The following is a 16,318-nucleotide window of genomic DNA, read 5'->3' as shown; positions in this document are numbered from 1 at the left end:
CTATGGCCAGCAATGACACCGATATCCAGTTGCGGATCCGCGCTGCTGTTGAAGGGCTGGCCGAGATCAGCAAACTCATTGCCGAAGTGGACACCCTTGGCGGTGAGACCGAATCCAGCAGTGAGCAGGTAAGTGGCCTTGGCGATGAGCTGCTGCGGCTTGGTGAACAGGGTGCCACCCTGACCCAGTTTACCAACCTCAAGCGCAGTACCGCTGATTTGGGGGATGGGCTGGAACAAGCCCGTACCCGCGCCACTGGCATGGGTAAGGCGTTGGCTGATGCCAAGCAAGAGCTGACCTCATCCAATATGGCTTATAGCGTCAGCCGGCAGGAGACCGAACGGCTGGCCGCTGCGCATGCTGAAGCCAAGGCAAAGGTTGATCTGCTGCGCCAAGCAAACAGCGAAGCCACCATTGTCACCAAGGAGCAGCGCCAGGCACTTAAGGATGCCCGTGAGCAGGTACGCTTGCTTGGTGATCAGTACAAAGAGAGCTCAGGTCAAACCAATGAGCTCAAGCGTGGGTTGGAATCCAGCGAGAAGGCGCTGCGCCAGCAGACTCGTGAGTTCAGTTCGGCCCGCCGTGAAGTGCAATCTCTGGATACTCAGTATCAGCGCCAGAACGTGACTCTTAACGAGCTGCGCCGTTCGCTTACCGATGCTGGTATCGATACTCGCAAGCTGGCCAGTGAGCAGAAACGGGTAGATGCCGCCAGCCAGCAGGCAGCCAATCAGATCACCTATCTGAAAAACCAGCTGACCGGACAGGCTGGCGCCCTACGAGCCAATGCCAGTGGCTTGACAGAATACAGCCAGAAGGCCAAGCAGGCAGAGCATAATACCGAAAGCCTGCATAGCGCCGTTGAGGATGGTGAGCAAGGGTGGTCAGCACTGGCCACCAAGATCGGTGGGGTTGCCGCTGCATATTTGACCTTTGACCAGCTGGTTGCCAGAACCACAGGCATGGTCAGAACTGCGGACGAGATTGAGCGCCTTGGTGTATCACTCAAGAGCGTGGAGGGTAGTGCTGCAGGCGGCGAGAAAGCGCTGGCCTGGCTGCGTGAGTTCAACGAAAAGACGCCATTTCAACTCAACGAGATCACTACCGCCTTTATCAAGGCGAAAAACTATGGCCTCGATCCTTACAACGGGGTACTGCAGGCCGCAGCCGACTATACCGCCAAAACAGCGGGCTCTTACCAGGATCTCGAAGGGGTCATCGTCGCGCTTGGGCAAGCCTATGTTAAGGGCAAGCTGCAAGCCGAAGAGATGAACCAGCTCAACGAACGATCAGTTGCAGCGGCCCAGTTGCTGGCAAAAGCGATGGGCAAGACAACGGACGAGATCATCGCGATGGCTTCGGCTGGGAAGCTTGGCAGGAATGAAATCTACCTGCTGATCAAGGCGATGGGAGACGATGCTGCCGGGGCGTCAGAGGAAATGGCGCAGACCTTCAGCGGGATCTGGTCGAATTTTCAGGAGCAGCTGAATAAAGTCGAGCTCGCAATTGCTGATGCGGGCATCTTCGCTTTCATCAAGTCAGAACTTGCAGATGTCACCGCACAGATCCGAGCGGCTGCAGATGATGGAAGTTTGGCTGACTGGGCCAGAAGTGTTTCTGACGGGATGAAAACGGGAGCAGTGGCCATTCGCGGCATCACTGAAACCATCATTGACCTCAGTGCCGGGGTGGGGATCCTCGTTAAAGCTTGGGGCACCATGAAGGTCATCCAGTGGAGTGCTCAGCTACTCGGTATGGGGCAGGCCATGAAGACCGGTGTGGTCATGCCGACAGTAGAAGCTGGCAAAGAGATGGACGTTACCAGCAAGAAAGCGGTCAAGCTCAATGGTGTACTCAGCGCCTTGACCATGGGTAACGGAGCCTTGTTGGCGGGGCTTTCAGTGCTGGTTTATGAAGGTGGTCGGGGTCTAGTCAAGCTGGCAGAGGATGCCGGTGTTTGGGCTGCAAAGATGGGGGAGGCGGGAGAGATTGAGCAGCGGGTTGCTGAACAGTCCAGAGCCTTCATTAACCAACTGCAGCGCCAAGGGATGACCACCATGGCACAGTTTGACGAGTTCAAAAACGTTCAGGTCCTCACTGCCCAGGAGGTTGCAAACCTCTCGGCAACAGAACGAGCCGCCTATGAGCAACGGCTGCAGGGACACCGTGAATACCTGACTGGTCAACTGCAGGTGCAGAAGGCTCTCGAGGCATCAGGCCTCAAGGCCGAGGCTATGCAGTATCAGGCCGATGCAGCACTGGCGAGCATGCGCCAAGGGTTTATTGACCTTGCGGCTGGGGCGGATATGGCTGGGCAAGCTATTGATGCCAAAACCCGCCCAGCAGTGGCGAAGCTGGTTGCTGATTTCGACATGCTCAAGGCAAAAGGCAAGGAGACCGCCACCGGCATCAACGAGATGTTCAAGGGGCTGCAAATGGGGGACTCCACCTCTTTGCAGAATATCACCTTGGCTCTCGACTCTCTGCGTGACCAGGGCAAGGTCACACAGACCGAGATCGACACAGGACTTCGCAAAAGCCTGCAGGATATGAGTCTGCAGGATCTCGAGGTGCTGAAAGTTCAGTCTATGGCTGCTTTCGAAACCATGAAAGGTGGTGTGATCAGCACGGCTCAGGTAACCGAATCAGTTCTTGCTGAAAAGCTGCGTCGTCTCGGGCTGGACTATCAAGAGCTGCAAACCGGGATTGATGCGGTAGGTCGGGCCACTATTGACACCTTCCGCGCTATCGCCACAGATGCATCCGCCACCTCGGTAGAAATTGCCGCGTCGATGAAAGCAGCGGTGAATAAGGCAGATACCGCGCAAGAGCTGGAAGAGTTGCGGAAAATCTGGGCGCAGTTGGGGCAAGCCGGGAAGCTGTCATCTCAGGAGCAAGCTCGTGGACTTGGTTTCCTCGATGAGAAGATCAGGGATACCCGCCGTAAAGCGGCCGAGATTGGTGACGGTTTTAATACCGCCGCCGACAAGTCCAAAGCGGCAGCTGACACCATGAAGGAAAGTCTGAAGGGGGTGCAGCAAGAGGCGCAGAAAACCAAGAGTGACGTTGAAGACACCATGGCGAGTGTCAACGCTATGAACTCTTCATCTGGCCGTGGAGAGGTAACCCGCACCGTCAATGCCGGCACTTTCTTCTACAAGACGGTAGATATCAACCAACTGCGCGGTAATGCCGATGCTCTTGCCAATACCTTGGCTGGTGTCGAGGATGAGCTCGCCCGTTACAGCCAAAAGGTCAAAGATATTCCGGCCTATAGCGAGTGGAGCAAGTATTACGGCGAAAAGTTCCAAAAGGAGATGGAGGCTTTGCGGATACAGCTCCAGAAAGAGCTGAACAAGGCGCAGATGAAGGAAGTAGATAAAACTCAGACCACCTCCCAAAAGGCCACCGCCTCTCCCCCTAAAGCCCAAACGCAAAATGACCAACGACGGCCCGTAAGCGGCAAGACAGTCACCATTCACCTTAATACCCCCAATGGCAATGCAGAAGTCCAGTCTGATGAAGAAAATCTGGATGCTCTGTTGCGCCTGTTGAAGCAGCAAGGACTGAGAAGCTGATGATCAAATTGGCCGACATTGAGTTGCCTGATGACCTGGATTGGAGTGATGAGTTCGAGTGGGAACCTATCGGGCAAGTGATCACGCCAACTTTGTCTGGCGCGATCATTGTAGAAGAAGCCGCTCAATCGGAAGGGCGGCCGATCACATTGCGATCTGATGGCGAGGCTTGGGTGATGCGCTCGACTGTTGTTGCACTTCACGCTTTAGCATCAGCGCCATCGGCAAAGATGCCACTCGAGTTAAATGGACGGCACTTCACGGTATTGTGGCGCCGGGAGAGTGGTGGCGGGTTCGAGGCCAAGCAACTGTATCGGATTGCTGATCCTGACGAGTACACCCCTTATGAAATCACCCTTCGCCTTATCGAGGTAACCCCATGACCATTCTCTCTGGCGATATCGTGCTGTTGGCCAGCCAGCGCCTGGTTGATACCGATGATGGCGGTGGTCGCATCACTGGTCGCGAGATCATCAGCGGCAACCATAACAGCCTGTTCCCTGATGTCAGCGATATGGATCGGGCCTATGGCACCGTGAATATGCGCAAGGCGTTTCTGGCGGTGCAGACGGACGACACCGACACCTACTATGGCGCCAATGCCATGGTGCTGCTGCCGCCCAGTGATCCCAGCGTCAACCTGACGCTGATGACCACCAAAGACCACAACGACACCCGCGACAACGCCCGCAACACCCTGGAGCGCTATCAGGCCCGAGGCCCGAAGTGGCAGGGGGTGCTCTACGATACCCAGCTGGAAGGGCAGCGGGCGATCCGCATCCTGCAACGGATTGAGTTGCGGTTGCCGGAGATCGGGGAGGTGCTGGTGCTGGTCGGCAACGAAGGGAAGGGGAACGAGGTTGAGCAGTATGTGCGGGTTGACCGGGTAACAGCCGAGCAGCGCAAGTTCGGGGTGGCTGGCTACCAGGGTGAGTTCACCCGCAACGTGGTCACTTGCGTGATCACTGACCCGCTGCGTCACACCTTTGAAGGCGAGCAACCCAGCCCCTATGACCAGGCAACCACCAAGACCACCCTGCGGGAAACCGTGGTGGCCGATGCAGCCAACTACTTTTCGACCACCAAGCTGGTCGCGGATGCGGCGCTGGGGGCAATGCGGGTGCAGGCCAAGACCATTTTCACCCAGCTGGTACCCAGTGCCCGCAGTGAAACCCCGGTGGTCGATCTGACCGCTGCCGGTGAGCTTGGCGCCCTGCTGGAATCCGGGGTGGGCAGTCCCCACACCTTCACTACCACCTCACCGGTCAGCCCCAGTCAGGGGCTGTTCCTGGGGATTGGTGCCATGCCGGGCAGCGTATCGGTCGCCATCGGTGCGGCAGTGATCACCGACAAGGGCGGCGAGCTGTTCCTGGTCGGTACCGTGGTGGGGGCTATCGACTACGGGCGCGGCCTGCTGACCTTCAACAGCCAGTGCCCGAACTATGGCGCGGCCAGCAAAACCGTGAGCTTTCGCCCGGCTGTGATGCCATCGCGCATCGCTGACACGGCCCAGATCCAGATCGCCGCCAACAACCGGGGTTATGCCTACACCGCGACCCTGCTGCCCACCCCTTGCCCCGGTTCGCTGACCGTCAGCTATCTGGCCCAGGGCAAATGGTACGACCTGAAAGACAACGGGCGCGGGGAGCTGTTTGGCCAGGACAAATCCTATGGCTCTGGCCTGCTCAACTTCACCACCGGCTCTGTGGTGCTGACCCTGGGGGCGCTGCCGGATGTGAACAGCGCGATCATGTTCAGCTGGGGTACCAAGGTCTCTTACCTCAACCGTGCCAGCATGGTGCTGGATCCGGTGCAGCTGACCCATAAGCTGGCCCATGAGGGGATCACCCCAAACAGCCTGACCCTGACCTGGCAAGCCGGTGGCACGACCAAAACCGCCATCGACAACGGGGCGGGCCAGCTGACCGGCGATGCCACCGGTACCATCAATTATGTGACCGGCGATCTGGCCCTGCGGGTGGCAACCCTGCCGAATGGTGGGCAGGAGTACCAGGTTGTTTACCAGTACGGCGACCCGGATACCCAACGCTTTGACTACCCTGCCCGCAACCCGGACGGGACGATCACCATGCAGCTTACCAAGCAGAACCTGACCCCCAGGATGGTGTCGGTTCGCTGGAATGCCCTTTATGAGGAGGTGAAGGACGACACCGAGCTGGTGATCGCCCACCATGACCCGATCATCAGTGTGCGCGACAACGGCGCGGGCAAGCTGCTGGATGCGGCAGGGGTAGAGCGGGGCACCGTCAACTACAGCACCGGCAAGATCACTATCAAGCCGGATGGTCAGGGCGGTATTCCGAAAACCCGCTATGAGTGGCGCACCATCGGCACCTATGGCGATGGCCATGGCAACACCATTGCCCGCCAGCGCTGGACGTTGGTGGAAATCTACTATGTGCAGGCGGCGTACCTGTTCCCGGTGGACGACAGTGGTTGGGTTGAGGTGGAGTACCGCAGCAACAACGCCAGCAGCGCTGGCCAGGACACCGTGACGGCCACCCCGCTGGTGTTGGATATCACCCCGCGCAACGGCGAGGCGATCCTGGCCAACTCAGTGCGCTTTGCGCTGGGCGGGTCGAACTATGTGGACAGGCAAGGGATCCTCTATCGCAATATCGACCCAGCCACCGGGGCCGGTGAGCAGGCCGGGACGCTGGATTATGCCACCGGCAAGGCGACCGTCACGGTCTGGAACCCCGGCGCGGCGCCAGTACCTGCCCTGAGTTCGCTGGTCACCAGCCTGGTAGCCCAGACGGTGGATGAGGTGACATTCAGGACGCCGGGGGCACCCATTGCGCCATCCAGCCTCTACCTGAGCGGCAACACCGCAGATGGTCGCCGGTTCGAGGTGACCGCCAACGGCGATGGCACCATCACCAGCCAGGATGTAACCGGCAAGGTGGACTATCAGACCGGGGTGGTATCGGTGCGCTTTGGCCGTCTGGTGACGGCAGCGGGCAACGAGGCTAAACCTTGGTACGACCCCGATATGGTGGTCGATGGCAAGATCTGGCGCCCGTTGTCGGTAGTGGCTGACACCATTCGGTTTAATGCGGTGGTCTATAGCTATCTGCCGCTCGATGCGGATCTGATCAAGCTGGATCCGGTGCGCCTGCCGTCCGATGGCCGGGTGCCCTTCATTCGCAAGGGTTACATCGTGGTGGTGCATTCCACCAAGCGCAGCGCCTTCCCCATGGGAGTACAGGCAGGGCAGCAGCTCAACACCGGGCGCGAACGGTTGGCCTATTGCCGGGTGGAGGATAAGAACGGCAAGGAGCTTTCACCGCAGCTCTACAGCGTCAACATGAACAGTGGGATGGTGACCTTGGCCAGCCCGCTGAACCTGACCGGCTATGTGGAGCCGCTGACCGTGGTTCACCGGGTCGAGGATATGAGCCTGGCCACCGATGTGGAGATCTCGGGCCGCATCACCCTGGCACGGCCCCTCAGTCACAACTATGAGGCGGCGGATACCCAGGTATCCAGCGCCCTGATCATCGGTGACCTGTGGGCCCGCTATGGCAAGTTGTTTGACCAACGCACCTGGACAAATAACTGGTCTGATTTTCTGATTGGCGACCCCTGCACGGCGGAATACAACGATACGGATTTTCCTATCGTGGTGACCAACCGGGCGACCCTGCAAGAGCGCTGGGCCATCATCTTCCAGACCACCACCACGTTTATTCTGGTGGGGGAACATGTGGGCCAGATTGCGGTGGGGGATGTGAATACCGACTTTGCCCCCATCAACCCCAACAACGGCCAGCCCTATTTCAGGCTTGACCGGCGTGGCTGGGGAGCAGGGTGGGCTGCGGGCAACGTGCTGCGGTTCAACACCTACGCCGCCAATTACCCGATCTGGTTTATCCGCACCATCTTGCAGTCGGTGGCAGCGGTGGATACCGACCGTTTCGAGGCCCAGCTCAGGGGCAACGTCAACCGTTAACAAAACAGGCGGGGCAAAATGCCCCGCTACTTTTTTGCAGTGGGGCGCTGGCACAAAGAGCGCCCCACCATGGAGATCTGATCATGGCTGAATACAAGGTCAAATGGTTTGCAAGCGAAATGCAAGGCGCCCCGAGTCTGGGGGATACAACGGCTGGAACCTTGGTTGCTTTACTCAAGTCGGTACTGGTCACCGGCTTTGGCACCCTGACCATCAACACGCTGGCTTTCGATACTGCCAAGGGGTGGGCGGTGGCGACCTTTACCGGTGGTCATACCTATCTGCAAGATTCAGTTATCCAGGTCGATGGGGTATCCCCTGCCGCCTACAACGGCGAGCATCGGGTGATGCAGGTCAGTAGTACCCAGGTGTGGTTTGAGATTGACGGCGGCAACCCTGGCTCAGCGGGTTCTGGCGCGGCCATGACCATGAAGGTGGCCCCACTGGGCTGGACGATTACCCATGAGAGCGGTGACGGTAAGGTGATCATCGTGCGCCCGACCAATATAAACGAGTCGGGTAATGTCTCGCTGCGCATCGACAATACCGCGTTCAGTGGTTGGATTGGAGCATCCTATCAGGGGTGTTTGGCCAAGGTGGCGATGGTTGAGGATGTGGTGGACATCAACACATATACCACTATTTTTGAGCACCGTTGGCCCTGCACCGGACGAAATTCAAATAAGCGTTGGGATTTGGTGGGCGATAGCCAGCTGTTTTACTTCATGCCAGCTTATGCGGCAGGTAACTGGCAGTTTATGTATAGCTTTGGCTATATCCGCTCTATTCGACCAGGTGACCGCTATCACGCCGTTCTCAATCACTACCCAACCACCAACCCTGATGAAGCAGGCCGGAACTGGGCTGGCAGTTCAGGCGGGAATACATTGTGGGGCAACCAGTATCCGTATTTTGACAATGCAAACTATCGGGTTATTGCTCGCCCATACCATCAGCTCTTTGGCGCCACCAACTGGTTTATCAAAGGGCTGTTTGGTCGATTCGGCAACGGCTTGAATATTCCAAACGGCCCGGACAACGGTTTTTATGTGACCCAGGATCCCACCATCGTAATGGAGACTGGTAACCACCTGCGTGGTTATTTGCCTGGGTTGGTGTGCCCGTTCGCCACGGTTGCAGCTTGGGATCGAAAGAACTTTAAAGACCTGCCCGCGATACCTGGAAAACTGTTGCGGTTTATTCGGGTCGGGTTTGAAGAAAACAATTACACCTGGGGTCAAGTCACCTTAATGGGTTTTGACCTGACCGGCCCATGGAGGTAAGTCATGGCAACCTTCTTGCCGAGCCGGGGGTTTTTAGTCGTTGTTCAATCCCAATCTGGCTCTGGAAATATACCTTTTTACAACGTTGAAAGTACGGATGGGCCTGATTGGGCTGCCAATTTTGGCGACACAGCAGATCTAGGTATTTTCAGATTTATCTACGGCTCTGGTGCTGGGGGGGATACGGGGGTACTCCCTACCAAGACGATCACCCTTGCGCCAAGAAACTACGTTTTCAGGTTGGAAATACTCAACGCAAGCTGGACTCCAGATTTTTCAGATATGGATTTGGAGTTGCTGGATGATGCTGGGCTGGTACTGGCAGCAATTCGCACCCGTACTGATGGAAACTATCGTCATGGCCTTTGGTATGGCCCGAACCTGGCCAGCCTGACCAAGGCACCCCAAGCAGGATCATACCCGATTACCTTTGGCGCCTTGAGCTTTACCGATAGCGCTTTAGTCTTTACCTCTGACCCAGATAGCAACCGCAACCAATCGTTTAGCTTTGCCTGCCAACCGCAAAAATTTGCAGCAATGCGGTTTAGTAATCTCCGAGCCCAGTCAACGTATACCGGGAATGCCTCTGCTTTTGTGCGGGTGATTATTCAGAAAGGCCCGACTCAATTTAATGGCGATTTTGCAGCGCTGACAGCAGAGCAGCACACCGCTTTGAAGCCGGATTTTGTCTTGCCTGCCGGTGCGGCTATTACTCATCAACCGGGGGTTGGGCTGGTTGCCTCTGGCACTGCTCCATCCTATGCCTTGGCCAGAAGCATATTGCCTGGTCAGACTGGAGTGTTATTTGATGCAGCCGGTGCCGTGGCCGCCAAGCTGGCCTATATCAACGGTATGGCAGTGCTGACGGTCGGCGGGGTGACTACTCAAGGGCCTGCTGATGCGCCATATCTCGGATTAGCAGCCATCAACGGCCAGGTGTTTGGGTACTACCAGACCAAGGTATTTGTCAGGTCAACGAAATTCATTGCCCCACCCAAAACCAAGATATGGATAGAACTTCAACCGGGTGCCACATTGGCAAAAATAGGGATTGAATCCGTACCACTACAGGTCGAGTTTACCTATGTGCTGTTCACCACCCCGATGACCATTACCGTGGCCAACCAGGAGACCCGCGCCCAGTACCTGCCGCAAGATATGGCGTGGCAAGGGAAACCGCCGTTTTATCCTGGCCCGTTGAGTATCCAGCAGATGAGCCAGCGAGTGATCTGCAAGGGGCGGGATTACTTCTGGATCCGCGATGGGGTACGCAACGTGGAGCAGGGCTATATCGAGAGCACAGTGACCATCAGCGGGATGGGGGTGCGGCGCCGGGTGCTCTGCTTCACCCAGGATGGCGATCTGGTTGGCGAGACCTACAGCCGCGCAGCGGATGGGGTCTATCGGTTCGATCTGCTGTGGCTGAATCGCCGTTATATGCTGGTTGCCCAGGACGACCCAGCCTTTGGCCCAGCCGATTACAACGCTGTGGCCGCCGACTATCAGGCGCCGAAACCCTACCAGCCAGGCGAGGGGGTGGCACCTGCGCCGTTCCCCATGCTTGCCCCGCTCAAGAGGAAATAACCATGATCTCCTATGCCGAAGGGCTGCGCACCAGTCGCGTCCAGCTGTTGGCCACGGCCATTGATACGGGTACCGGGGCCAGCGCCAAGCTGACCATCTACACCGGCACCAAACCGGCGCCAGGGGCACCCCCTACTGACCAGCTGGCTCTGGTGGTGCTGACGTTCAGCCACCCTTGTGCCAAGACGATCAGCGCTGGGGTGCTGACCCTGAAACCTCTGGCTGAGCAGATGGCCACCGCCAGCGGCGCCCCCACCTGGGGGCGCATTGTTAACCGGGATGGGGCCTTTGTGGCGGATCTCGATGTGGGGGTGCCAGGCAGTGGCGCCGATCTGGAGCTGCCCGCAGCGGAGTTTTTTGTCGGTGCGCTGATCCGCATCAATACCGCCACCATCACTGAACCGTAACCGGGGGCCCCATGGCCAGAAAGGATGCGAGCTTAGAACTACGCAAGGCCAGGAACAGCACCGGCCAGCTGGAGCTGAATCAGTCTGAGGTGGTGCGGCTGGTCGGTATCCTTAACGGTACCACCATGCCACCGCGCCTGAGCGCATCACCTGAGCTGGTGCTGGCATCGGTATTGGCTGGCGCCCCGAATCGCTCCAGCGCGATGCTGGGCGGCTCAGTGGTGCTTGATGCGGTGCTTGCCAGCCACACCCATAGCCGGGGTCAGCTGGTCGGTGAGTTCGTCATTGAATGCACCATGGCCAGCACATCCCGCGCCCCGGTGCCGGTGATCGCCGGGGAGTATGACCAGAACGTATTCCGGGGCCCTGCCAATGCCATGGGGGATGTTTGGGATCGGGCAGATGGCCATTCCCAGCACCTCAGTAGCGAATGGCAGAAGGCCGGTACCGAGCGGGCAACCAGCGGCTCCCTGTGGCAACAGGCGGCGGCTCATCAGCAGCAGGTGGCCGAGCTGGGCGAGCAGATGCCCCAGACGTTCATGGCCAATCAGCAGCGCTTTGCAGAGGGACTACCGGTCAGCCAGCAGAACCGCCAGGGCTATGACAGCCTGGCCGCTGGCCATGTGGCCAATCAGTCCCTGTGGGTCGAGGCGGCGCCGGTCAGTAGCTGGCGCCTGGTCGGGTTCACCAACCCGCCGCGCTTTGACCAGGTTTGGCAGGCTGACCAGTGGCAAGAGGGCATCCCCATCGGTAAAGGGGTGGCCGCTCAAGCCTGGCACCACGGCCAGCCGCTGATAGATGGCTGGCGTGATGGCTGGGATGAGGCCACCTTGCCAACCTGGGGCAAGACGCCACCGCCAGAACCACCCAAGCCACCCATCCGCCCCGACAAGCGCACCCTGCGCCTGGAGTTCGGGCGCAAGCGCGACACGGCAGAGCTGGAGTTCGTCTGGCAGGGCAGTGATGCGGCAATCGTCATTCCAACCCGGAGGGTTTATCTGGTGAGCAATACAGCAAAGGTCGTGCGGGTACGCGATGGGCTCGATATCCCTGCCACGGCGGTGAGTATCGAACTCGACACCGACTCCTGGGCGTGGCAGTTCAGTGCCCAGATCCCCCGTATCGCGGCGGCTGCGTTGACCGATGAGGAAGAGGTCAGCATCCATATCAACGGTCAGCAATGGGACTGCGTTTGCGATGGCTGGCAATCGAGCCAGAGCTTTGGCCGCGAGTCGGCAACGCTGACGGGACGCTCTCGCACCGCTTACTTGTCGCCGACCCATGTATTGGCGCAGGCGGTGAGTGAGCGTGCTGCCGCGACCATGGCCCAGCTGGCAGCCGCCGTATTGCCGGTGGGTTGGACGTTGGATTGGCAAGCGGCTGACTGGTTGGTGCCTGCCGGGTTCTTTAGCCTGGATAACCAGACCCCGATCGAGGTGGTCAAGTATCTGGCCGAGGCGGCCGGTGGTTTTGTGCTGCCACACCAGCGCAACCGCCATCTGGTCATCAAGCCACGTTATCCCACTGTGCCGTGGCAGCTCGATACTGCTCAGGCGGATGTGGCGATCCCCCGTGCCATCATTACCACCCTGGGTAGTGACTTCCAGCCGGGTCATGCCGCCAACGGGATTTGGGTGAGCGGTGGCCACCAGGGCATCAGTGCGCGGGTGGTGCGCCAGGGGACGGCTGGCGAACAGCAAGCGCCGACCATTACCCACCCATTGGTGTGTGATGTGACGGCAGCCCGTGCCCAAGGTGTGGTGGGGCTGGCCAAGACCATGCCCAAGCGTACCCAGACAATCGAGCTGCCGTTGTCTGCTGATACCGGCTTGATCCTGCCGGGTGCGCTGCTCGCAGTGGACGGTTGGAAAGGTTACAACCGGGGCGTCAGAGTCTCTGCTGCGTTGCAGAACCGGGCCATGACGGTGCGCCAACAACTGAGTGTGGAGCGATTTGTATGAACCTGTTTAAGCGATTCCTTGAGCTGGTACCCGGTGCAGATCCCTTGCTGGTTGGTACCGTGACCGCAGTCGGTTCCACGACCACGACTCTCAGCGCGTTGGCGGGTGGAACGGTCACAGTACGGGGCACCGGGGTCGCCATCGGTAAGAAGGCATTTTACAGGGGAGGGGAGCTGGCAGGAGAGGCACCGGATTTACCGACCTATGAAATAGAGGTCTGATTGAGGGCGCACAGTAGTCAGTAGAAATCAGTTGCAGAGATGGGCCGAATAACTGGTCGTTAGACCACACAATCAAAATTAGTACAAAACCTAGTACAGAGTTTTAAGGCGATGATCTTTTTCATTTTAAAACAAACCGTTAATTACATGGCTCGTAATCGTGGAAGTAGAATGTGGGCTCGTTGCCGGCGTGTGCTGTTTTGCTCATGTTGCTCGAGATGAGTATCCGATGACGGCGCCTGGCGCCAGGGTGGGCGGTGCCAGGCACCACAATTGCCTGCATGGTAAACCATAGCGCAGGCAGAACGAAGGGCGAGCCGTGCAGGTGATGGTTTATTGGGCGGTAAGTGCTGAGTGGTGGTGGGCGACAGTCTGGTTTGCGCTGACTTCTGCCTGAAAATGTGACATGTGAATTTATACACCCTTAAAAGGGGCGGATATCCTCTGTATGATGGTTCCACTAGGCGCTTATTGTTGTTTCTTCAATAAGTAAGCGTGAAAAGCAGCTATCTGTAGAACATGAGGATTCTATGCTCCACGAACAGGTATTTCTCAAGGAAAGTTTTCCCCGTATCGAGGTCATTTGGGCTGCACACAAGTTTCCTCTTGATGAGTCGGCCGTATTAAGCGCGGAGCTAAACCAGTTTTCGGTTCGCCTGCCCGTTATCGGCTCATTCAGTGCAGGCAAGTCGTCACTGATCAACTTCTTGCTCGATGAGAGCCTCCTCTCCGTTGCAGTCAACCCCGAAACCTGTCTGCCAACCGAGCTTCGCTTTGCTGATGATGAATTGCTTATTCTGCATCATCCCACCAAGGACGCTGTGCCGCTGGACCGTGCTGCACTGAAGGCTCAGGATTTTGGCAATGTTGAAAGTGACAGTTGGGTTGAGGTCGCAACACCATCTCCGGCACTCGCTCGGCTGGACGGTATGACACTGGTCGACATGCCGGGTTGGGAGTCTGGTATCGAGCAACACTCGGAGGCCATTGATAATTATCTGGAACGTAGTTCTGCATACTGCATCGTTGTGAGTGTCGATGAAGGAGGGCTCAAGGATAGTCTGAAAAAGATTATTGAAGAGTTGGCCATTAACAAGAAGCCGATGATGCTGGTGCTCACCAAATGTGACAAAAAAACGCCAGAGGATGTAGCGAGTGTGCTGACTCAGGTGAAGGATGAGATTGAAGCCATCAGTGGGACACCGTTGCTCTCCATCAGTACGGTAAGCCGTAAAACCAAATCGAGTGGTGATACCACGGAAGGATGGGCGCGCGCATTGCAGCAATTGTTGCCGCTAAACGAATTGTTCTTTCATCAACGTGTCGGTATGCGTGCAGCGCGGCTGATCGATACCTTGGTTCGTCATCTACAGCAATTGCTCAACAGCGAGAACCTCACGATTGAAGAGCTCAAAAGCAAGCAGGCGCTGTTACGCCAACAGCAGGATCAGCTACGCCAGGATCTGCACCTAACTGAGCAGCAGCTGCAGGAACAGGTCACGCCCATTGCCAGCTTTATTTGTGAGCAGTTTTCAAGTCGACTGAAAGCACAACTCGAAAGCCTTGCCAGTAGCCTGCTCCATCAGGGGGATATCAATGGCATCGTCGGGGCTTCTCTGCGTATGGCGTATGCGACGGGTATGGAAGAACGACTCAAGCCATTGATCAGTGGCAAGTTAAGCCAGCTGGAGCGTCTTGCGGAGGTCTCGTTCGGTGAACTGAATTTTTCACATGATTTCCAGTGGGAGGGCAAGGGGAGTGGCATGTTCCAGGATGTGCTGAGTGGCCTGTGGCCCCTTGCGCTGGCGGCACTGACACGCATACCCGCTTTGATGATATTTGCCCCGATCCTCAAGTCCATTCTCGGCTCGTTGTTTGACAATGCCGCCGAAGAGATGGCTAAGCGCGAGCAAAGGGAAGAGGCACGTCAATACGTGCTGACGACCTTGATCCCCGATTGTCTTGCTCAGGTTCAGGTGCCAATTACCGCAGCACTAAGCAAGAGCATTGAGCAGGTAATGGAGCAGGTGAAGATCGAGGCAGATCGCAATATCAGTCATCTGCAACTGTCGCTGCAACAATTGACCGAGCAGTTGGCAGCCGAGCAAGAAACTGACGCCAACAACAAAACACGTTACCAAGGTGAACAGGCTGAACTGGTCGTGTTACAGACCAAACTGAAGGAGTTTGCCCGTGGCTGATCACCTGTGTACCCAATTGAGTGAGCAAGCGGTGCGTGAGCGCTATGCGCTGCTTAGTCAGGCTTGTGAATCTACTGCTGGCACGGGTAATCAGCAGCTTGAGCAGCAGTTACAAGCCCTTGAGCAGATCATTGAGCAGGAGTTGCCCGCGCTGGCCCGCAAGGGAAGCCCGGATAACATTACCGATCTGCTGCAAGCACTGCGGCTGGAGATGGCCCGCTTTCGTGAATTCTGCGAATACCCGGCCTTGCCAAGCAAGGTGGTCGTCGGACTGGGCGGGAGTTTTAGTGCGGGCAAATCATCGCTTATCAATGCACTGATCGGTGATCGTCAATGTCTGGTCACCGAGGTGGATCCGACCACTTCATTGCCCACTTATTTAGTGCAGAGCAAGAGTGAGCAGACCGAGGTGCATGCCATCAACCTGTTCAATCGGGTCGTTTCTTTAAGCCATGAGCAGTTTCGTACCCTGACCCATGATGAGAAATCCCGCTATGGTAGCCAGGTCAGCAGCCTGCTCAAATCGGTCGTCGTCGCTCATCCGGGTCTGCCATGGGGCAATTTGGCTCTGCTTGATACTCCGGGTTATAGCAAGGCTGACCAGGCGGGTAGTGAGCGTACCGATGCCAATCTGGCTCGTGCCCAGCTCAATAGCGCCCAGTTTATCGTTTGGTTGATACCGGCGGATAAGGGCACCATCACCGAGGAAGATATTGCCTTCCTTGGCACACTGGATCGCGCCATTCCCAAGCTGGTGGTGATCAGCCGTGCTGACAAGCATCTGGCCGAGGAGATCGAGCAGATTGTGGCACTGGTGCGTGACACCTTGGCCAAACGCGGCGTGTCTGTGCTCGATGTGATCCCCTTTTCCAACCGCCCCCGCTCGAATTATAGCGCCGAGCCGTTATTAGACTATTTTGCCCAGTGGAATAAGGCTCGCCGTGAGCTGGTTTTTGCCCAGCAGTTCAAGCGCCAATTTATGGTTTATCAGCGCTTTATTGATGAAGAGAAACAGCAGGCGCAGTTACGGCTAAGGAAGGTGCGAACAAGTGGATCGCACCTTCACCACGAACTCTTTGTCCGCATTTGAAATGCCCATCACTCCAAAAA

Annotated in this window: 10 protein-coding genes; all 10 read left to right on the top strand. The window is 57.3% G+C overall.

Annotation, left to right across the window (positions count from 1 at the left end):
• Positions 1-2: 2 nt before the first annotated feature.
• The 10 genes from BSP75_RS20465 to BSP75_RS20420 all read left to right on the top strand — a co-directional run bounded on the left by BSP75_RS20465 (position 3) and on the right by BSP75_RS20420 (position 16,298).
• Positions 3-3,578 carry a tape measure protein gene (locus BSP75_RS20465; protein WP_075114448.1) on the top strand — a complete coding sequence of 1,192 codons (3,576 nt, stop codon included), beginning with the start codon at positions 3-5 and terminating at the stop codon, positions 3,576-3,578.
• Positions 3,578-3,961, top strand: coding sequence for a hypothetical protein (locus BSP75_RS20460; RefSeq protein WP_148140786.1), 384 nt, complete (start codon positions 3,578-3,580; stop codon positions 3,959-3,961). The genes BSP75_RS20465 and BSP75_RS20460 overlap by 1 nt, the downstream gene beginning before the upstream one ends.
• Positions 3,958-7,551, top strand: coding sequence for a curculin (mannose-binding) lectin protein (locus tag BSP75_RS20455; RefSeq protein ID WP_075114446.1), 3,594 nt, complete (start codon positions 3,958-3,960; stop codon positions 7,549-7,551). Before BSP75_RS20460 ends, BSP75_RS20455 begins: the two co-directional genes overlap by 4 nt.
• 83 nt (positions 7,552-7,634) lie before the next feature.
• Positions 7,635-8,834, top strand: a complete 1,200-nt coding sequence (locus BSP75_RS20450) for a hypothetical protein (RefSeq protein WP_075114445.1) — start codon at positions 7,635-7,637, stop codon at positions 8,832-8,834.
• A gap of 3 nt (positions 8,835-8,837) precedes the next feature.
• A complete protein-coding gene (locus BSP75_RS20445) occupies positions 8,838-10,418 on the top strand; it encodes a hypothetical protein (RefSeq protein WP_075114444.1) in 1,581 nt (526 codons plus the stop codon).
• Between the two features lie 2 nt (positions 10,419-10,420).
• Positions 10,421-10,825, top strand: coding sequence for a hypothetical protein (locus tag BSP75_RS20440; RefSeq protein WP_075114443.1), 405 nt, complete (start codon positions 10,421-10,423; stop codon positions 10,823-10,825).
• Between the two features lie 11 nt (positions 10,826-10,836).
• Positions 10,837-12,786: a hypothetical protein gene (locus BSP75_RS20435; RefSeq protein ID WP_075114442.1), complete on the top strand. Its 1,950-nt coding sequence runs from the start codon at positions 10,837-10,839 to the stop codon at positions 12,784-12,786.
• The gene (locus tag BSP75_RS20430; RefSeq protein ID WP_075114441.1) at positions 12,783-13,007 is read left to right on the top strand and encodes a hypothetical protein; all 225 of its coding nucleotides are present in this window, start codon (positions 12,783-12,785) and stop codon (positions 13,005-13,007) included. Before BSP75_RS20435 ends, BSP75_RS20430 begins: the two co-directional genes overlap by 4 nt.
• A gap of 530 nt (positions 13,008-13,537) precedes the next feature.
• Entirely contained in the window at positions 13,538-15,208 is a 1,671-nt protein-coding gene (locus BSP75_RS20425) for a dynamin family protein (RefSeq protein WP_075114440.1), read from the top strand.
• Positions 15,201-16,298 carry a dynamin family protein gene (locus BSP75_RS20420; RefSeq protein ID WP_075114439.1) on the top strand — a complete coding sequence of 366 codons (1,098 nt, stop codon included), beginning with the start codon at positions 15,201-15,203 and terminating at the stop codon, positions 16,296-16,298. Before BSP75_RS20425 ends, BSP75_RS20420 begins: the two co-directional genes overlap by 8 nt.
• Positions 16,299-16,318 lie beyond the last annotated feature (20 nt).

The sequence above is a fragment of the Aeromonas sp. YN13HZO-058 genome (assembly GCF_001921245.1).
Taxonomy (GTDB): Bacteria; Pseudomonadota; Gammaproteobacteria; order Enterobacterales; family Aeromonadaceae; genus Aeromonas; species Aeromonas allosaccharophila.
This window is presented reverse-complemented; position numbering and strand designations above follow the sequence as displayed.

Excerpts from the sequence above, each read along its gene's own strand:
- BSP75_RS20440 (WP_075114443.1), top strand. The coding sequence starts at position 10,421 with ATGATCTCCTATGCCGAAGGGCTGCGCACCAGTCGCGTCCAGCTGTTG.
- BSP75_RS20465 (WP_075114448.1), top strand. The coding sequence starts at position 3 with ATGGCCAGCAATGACACCGATATCCAGTTGCGGATCCGCGCTGCTGTT.
- BSP75_RS20460 (WP_148140786.1), top strand. The coding sequence starts at position 3,578 with ATGATCAAATTGGCCGACATTGAGTTGCCTGATGACCTGGATTGGAGT.
- BSP75_RS20425 (WP_075114440.1), top strand. The coding sequence starts at position 13,538 with ATGCTCCACGAACAGGTATTTCTCAAGGAAAGTTTTCCCCGTATCGAG.
- BSP75_RS20450 (WP_075114445.1), top strand. The coding sequence starts at position 7,635 with ATGGCTGAATACAAGGTCAAATGGTTTGCAAGCGAAATGCAAGGCGCC.
- BSP75_RS20445 (WP_075114444.1), top strand. The coding sequence starts at position 8,838 with ATGGCAACCTTCTTGCCGAGCCGGGGGTTTTTAGTCGTTGTTCAATCC.
- BSP75_RS20455 (WP_075114446.1), top strand. The coding sequence starts at position 3,958 with ATGACCATTCTCTCTGGCGATATCGTGCTGTTGGCCAGCCAGCGCCTG.
- BSP75_RS20435 (WP_075114442.1), top strand. The coding sequence starts at position 10,837 with ATGGCCAGAAAGGATGCGAGCTTAGAACTACGCAAGGCCAGGAACAGC.
- BSP75_RS20430 (WP_075114441.1), top strand. The coding sequence starts at position 12,783 with ATGAACCTGTTTAAGCGATTCCTTGAGCTGGTACCCGGTGCAGATCCC.